This window comes from Streptomyces sp. 13-12-16, from assembly GCF_002114215.1.
Lineage (GTDB): Bacteria > Actinomycetota > Actinomycetes > Streptomycetales > Streptomycetaceae > Streptomyces.
This window is the reverse complement of record NZ_NCTE01000726.1, coordinates 3714-7861: the sequence shown is the minus strand read 5'-3', so window position 1 is coordinate 7861 and position 4148 is coordinate 3714. Positions and strand designations below refer to the sequence as shown.

At 71.3% G+C, this 4148-nt stretch carries 5 protein-coding genes; 1 reads left to right on the top strand and 4 read right to left on the bottom strand.

The annotated features are described in order from the left end of the window. Position 1: 1 nt before the first annotated feature. From B7767_RS27245 to B7767_RS27230, 4 genes are all read right to left on the bottom strand, one after another. Positions 2-1384: a ferric reductase-like transmembrane domain-containing protein gene (locus B7767_RS27245; RefSeq protein ID WP_085574495.1), complete on the bottom strand. Its 1383-nt coding sequence runs from the start codon at positions 1382-1384 to the stop codon at positions 2-4. A gap of 77 nt (positions 1385-1461) precedes the next feature. Further along, the gene (locus tag B7767_RS27240; RefSeq protein WP_085574494.1) at positions 1462-2163 is read right to left on the bottom strand and encodes a hypothetical protein; all 702 of its coding nucleotides are present in this window, start codon (positions 2161-2163) and stop codon (positions 1462-1464) included. A 3-nt stretch (positions 2164-2166) separates the two neighbouring features. Then, on the bottom strand, positions 2167-2754 hold the full coding sequence (locus B7767_RS27235) for a pyridoxamine 5'-phosphate oxidase family protein (protein ID WP_085574493.1): 588 nt from the start codon (positions 2752-2754) through the stop codon (positions 2167-2169). Between the two features lie 122 nt (positions 2755-2876). Next, a complete protein-coding gene (locus B7767_RS27230) occupies positions 2877-3326 on the bottom strand; it encodes a hypothetical protein (RefSeq protein WP_085574492.1) in 450 nt (149 codons plus the stop codon). Between the two features lie 202 nt (positions 3327-3528). Between B7767_RS27230 and argG the strand changes: the two genes are divergently transcribed. After that, on the top strand, positions 3529-4148 hold a 620-nt coding region (gene argG, locus B7767_RS27225), incomplete at its 3' end, for an argininosuccinate synthase (protein ID WP_085574496.1).

The following is a 4148-nucleotide window of genomic DNA, read 5'->3' as shown; positions in this document are numbered from 1 at the left end:
CTCACATCTCGAACGACTCGTGGTGGATACGGCGCGCGGGGACCCCGGCGCCGCGCAGCGCCTCGTACACCGACTGCGCGAACCCGGGCGGACCGCACATGAACACGTCGTGGCGGTCGACGTCCGGGATCTTCCGCCGCAGGCTCTCCGCCGAGATGTCGGGGCGCTCCCCGTCGGGGCTGTTCACCGCGTACATCAGCCGGGCGCCCCGCTCGTCGGCGATCTTCGCCAGCTCGCCCCACAGCGCCAGGTCCTGTGTGCTGTTGGCCCGGTAGAGCAGCGTGATGTCGCCGGAGGCGCCGGGCAGCGTCTCGAACAGCGCCCGCATCGGGGTGATGCCCACCCCGCCCGCCACCAGCAGCACCTTGCCGCGGCTGCGGCGCTGCGCGGTCAGCGCCCCGTACGGGCCCTCCGCCCACACCTTCGTGCCGGGCTCCAGCTCGCGCAGCCGTGAGGTGTGGTCGCCGATCGCCTTGACCGTGATCCGCAGCATGTCCGGCCGGGGCGCCGCCGACAGCGAGTACGGGTGGGAGCTGAACCGCATGCCCGGCGCCTTGAACCGCCAGCGGAAGAACTGCCCGGCCTCCGCGCCCATCCGGTGCAGCCTGCGCCCGCCGATCAGCACGGACACGATGCCCGGCGTCTCCTCGACGACCGCCTCCACCCGCATCCGGTGCCGCATGTTCAGCCGCACCGGGGTGATGATCCGGTACCACAGGACCAGCGCGGTCACGGCGCCGTACAGCCCGTACCAGAAGGTCTTCGCGGTCGGTTCGACGGCGAACTCGTTGCCGGTGGTGATCTGGTGCCAGAACGTCAGGAAGACCGCCGCGTACGTCAGCAGGTGCACGTGGTACCAGCCGTCGTACGGCAGCCGGCGCCGGACCGGGCCGATGGAGAGGAAGGCGATGACGAACAGCAGCCCGGTGCCGATGGCGGCCTTGCCCATGTCCGGCAGCGTGTTGATGGAGGTGATGGTCTGCTGCACGATGTCGCCGAGGCTCCTGCCCGCCTGGCGGGCGTAGCCCCACATGATGAGGAAGACGTGCGCGATCACCAGGCTGACGGTGTAGCGGCCGCTCATCGCGTGCCAGCGGGCGACCCGGTCCGAACCCACCCGGCGCTCCAGCGCGGGTACCCGCGCCATCTGGAGCACCACCAGGGCCATCAGGTAGCCGGCGAGCAGACCGGTGATCCGGCCCGCGGCGACGATCTTCCCGGTGGTGTCCGCGATGGACGGTGTGCTGGTCCACCACAACCACAGCACGGCCACCGCGCCCGCACCGACGGCGAGCAGCAACGGCACGGCGGGGGAGCGGCGCGGACGGATGCGGCGCATCGTCTGGCGGCGGGCGGCACGGCCGCCGGCGAGCGTGGTGGTCACGGTTCCTCCGTGGGGACTCGGCCCTTGGCCCACAGATACGTGCCGTCACGCGGGAGCGTTCAGAGGGAATCCGCGGTTCAGCGGCGAGTGATCGCCGTGCGCCCGCTCTCCGTCCCGATCGCGATGTGCGGATCCCGCGCGGGATCGGCCCAGCGCAGGGTCTTCCGCATCGCCGTCCTCGGTACCGACACGCATCCCGCCGTCGCCCCGCGCCCGTTGACGTGGAGGAAGACTCCGGCTCCCCGGCCGCGCACCGGGCGGTGGTGGTTGAAGCCGATGACGAGGGCATGGGCGTACTGCGTGCGGTAGCCGGTCAGGCGCTCGGCCTCGGCGGCCCGGCAGTCGGCCGCGCGGGGCCCGGTCCAGCGGTTGTAGGAGCGCGAGCCGCCGTCCTGGCACCACCAGGAGTCCCGCCGTACGGGGCGGTGGGTGCACGCCGTCCCGCGCGGTGCCGCCTCGATGCCGAAGGCGTACGGCATCCCGTACAGCCCGGTCGGGGTCGTGTGCGTGCCCTGCCGCCGGACCGTGCCCTCGACGAGCCCGTTCGCCCCGAAGCGGGCCGGGGCGGAACCGGCCGCGACCCGGCGGCCGTCCTCGCGGTCCCACCAGGTGACGGTCCCGGTCGTCGAGCCGGGGCCGGGAGCCACCGCGGTGATCAGCTGGGTGCCGCCCCCGGTGTCCGCCATCCGGTCCGGCAGTGGCGTGGACGGCCGGCCGGCGCCGAGCGCGAGCAGGGACAGGGAGACGAGCACGGCGGCGGGGGCGGCACCTGGGCGCATGGCTCAGACGGTGGAGGGGGGCAGCGGCAACGGCAGCCCGGGAAGTCCGTCCAGGCTGGTCGCGACGTACTCCTTCTTGGTGAAGTACGCGTCGAGCGAGGCGTCGTCCTCCCGCGCGAACCGCTTCTCGTGCAGGTCCCGTTCGCTCTCGTACGCCATGAAGGGCACCGCGTATCCGCAGGTGTCCCGGATCAGTTCGGCCGTCACGACGATGACGGCGCGCAGGCCGTGGAGCGAGGGGTCGATGTCGGGGAAGCGGGTGAGCAGTTCCCCGAAGCGCGGGTCGTCCCGGAAGACGGGCTCGCCGCGCCCGTGCACGCGCACGATGTTCGGCGGCCCCTGGAACGCGCACCACATCAGGGTGATCCGGCCGTTCTCCCGCAGGTGGGCGATGGTCTCGGCGTTGGAGCCGGCGAAGTCGAGGTAGGCGACGGTGAGCTCGTCGAGGACCGCGAAGGACCCCTTGAGCCCCTTGGGCGAGAGGTTGACCGTGCCGTCGGCGGACAGGGGGGCGGTGGCGGTGAAGAAGACCGGCTGTTCCTCGATGAAGGTGCGGAGGCGGCCGTCTATGCGCTCATAGGTCTTTCCCATGTCAACCGATTATGGGAGCAGGTCTTTCGTCTGTCTAAGGAATTTCCCGGGGGCCGGACGCCGGAAGAGACCGTGGCCGCCCCGGCCGGCGCTTGTACGGGGCGGCCACGGCGCCTGTCACCTCACTTGGTGAGCGTGCAGGCGGCCAGGGAGTCCAGCCCCGAGGGGCGTTCGGCGGTGCGGCCGATGGCGGTGGCGATGCGGTTGATGGCGGCGACGCGCTTGTCCTCGAGGGGGCCGAGGATGGCGTTCTGGACGAAGTCGGGTCCGCCCTGTCCGACGGTGTCGGCGAGGCGCTTGTTGGCTTCGGCGATCTGCTTGTCGAGGTCGCCGAGGTTGCGTTCGACCTCGGCCTGGGCGGTGGCGGGGATCGCGGGCAGCTCCGGGGCCACGTCCGGGCAGGAGATCGTGCCCGGTCCCGCCAGCGTCCGGGCGTCCGTGTCGCCGCCGTCCCCGGACGACTCGCCGGCGAGGGCGGAGCCGGCGATCACCGCGCCGGACAGCGCCAGCGCGGCCGCGCCGCCGATGAAGCCGACGCGGCGCTTGTTGTACTTCGGAAGGGCCCTGGACATGCGGATGCCTCACTCGGGTCGGGGGGGACGGGTGTCTGTCGTGCTGTCTCGATCGGTCCGACGCGGCGCCTGCGTCCGGCGACAAGTACGCGAAAGCGGTTTCAGATGTTCAACCCGGCCCCGGATTCGCGAGTGGATTGACGATTCATGCGGACTACTGCATACTCATGCATGTCAGCGAATGCACTGTAAGGAGAAACCCGTGACCGAGCGCGTCGTACTCGCCTACTCGGGCGGTCTGGACACCTCCGTCGCCATCGGCTGGATCGCCGAGGAGACGGGCGCCGAGGTCATCGCCGTTGCGGTCGACGTCGGCCAGGGCGGCGAGGACCTGGACGTCATCCGCAAGCGCGCGCTCGCCTGCGGTGCCGTCGAGGCCGAGGTCGCGGACGCCAAGGACGAGTTCGCCGAGGAGTACTGCCTCCCGGCGATCAAGGCCAACGCCCTCTACATGGACCGCTACCCGCTGGTCTCCGCGCTGTCCCGGCCGACGATCGTCAAGCACCTCGTCGCCGCCGCGCAGAAGCACGGCGCCACCACCGTCGCCCACGGCTGCACCGGCAAGGGCAACGACCAGGTCCGCTTCGAGGCCGGCATCGTCGCCCTCGCCCCCGACCTGAAGTGCATCGCCCCGGTCCGCGACTACGCCATGACCCGTGACAAGGCCATCGCCTTCTGCGAGGCCAAGGGCCTGCCGATCGCGACCACCAAGAAGTCCCCGTACTCCATCGACCAGAACGTCTTCGGCCGCGCCGTCGAGACCGGCTTCCTCGAGGACATCTGGAACGCGCCGATCGAGGACGTGTACGAGTACACGCAGAC

Excerpts from the sequence above, each read along its gene's own strand:
- B7767_RS27240 (WP_085574494.1), bottom strand. The coding sequence starts at position 2,163 with ATGCGCCCAGGTGCCGCCCCCGCCGCCGTGCTCGTCTCCCTGTCCCTG.
- B7767_RS27235 (WP_085574493.1), bottom strand. The coding sequence starts at position 2,754 with ATGGGAAAGACCTATGAGCGCATAGACGGCCGCCTCCGCACCTTCATC.
- B7767_RS27230 (WP_085574492.1), bottom strand. The coding sequence starts at position 3,326 with ATGTCCAGGGCCCTTCCGAAGTACAACAAGCGCCGCGTCGGCTTCATC.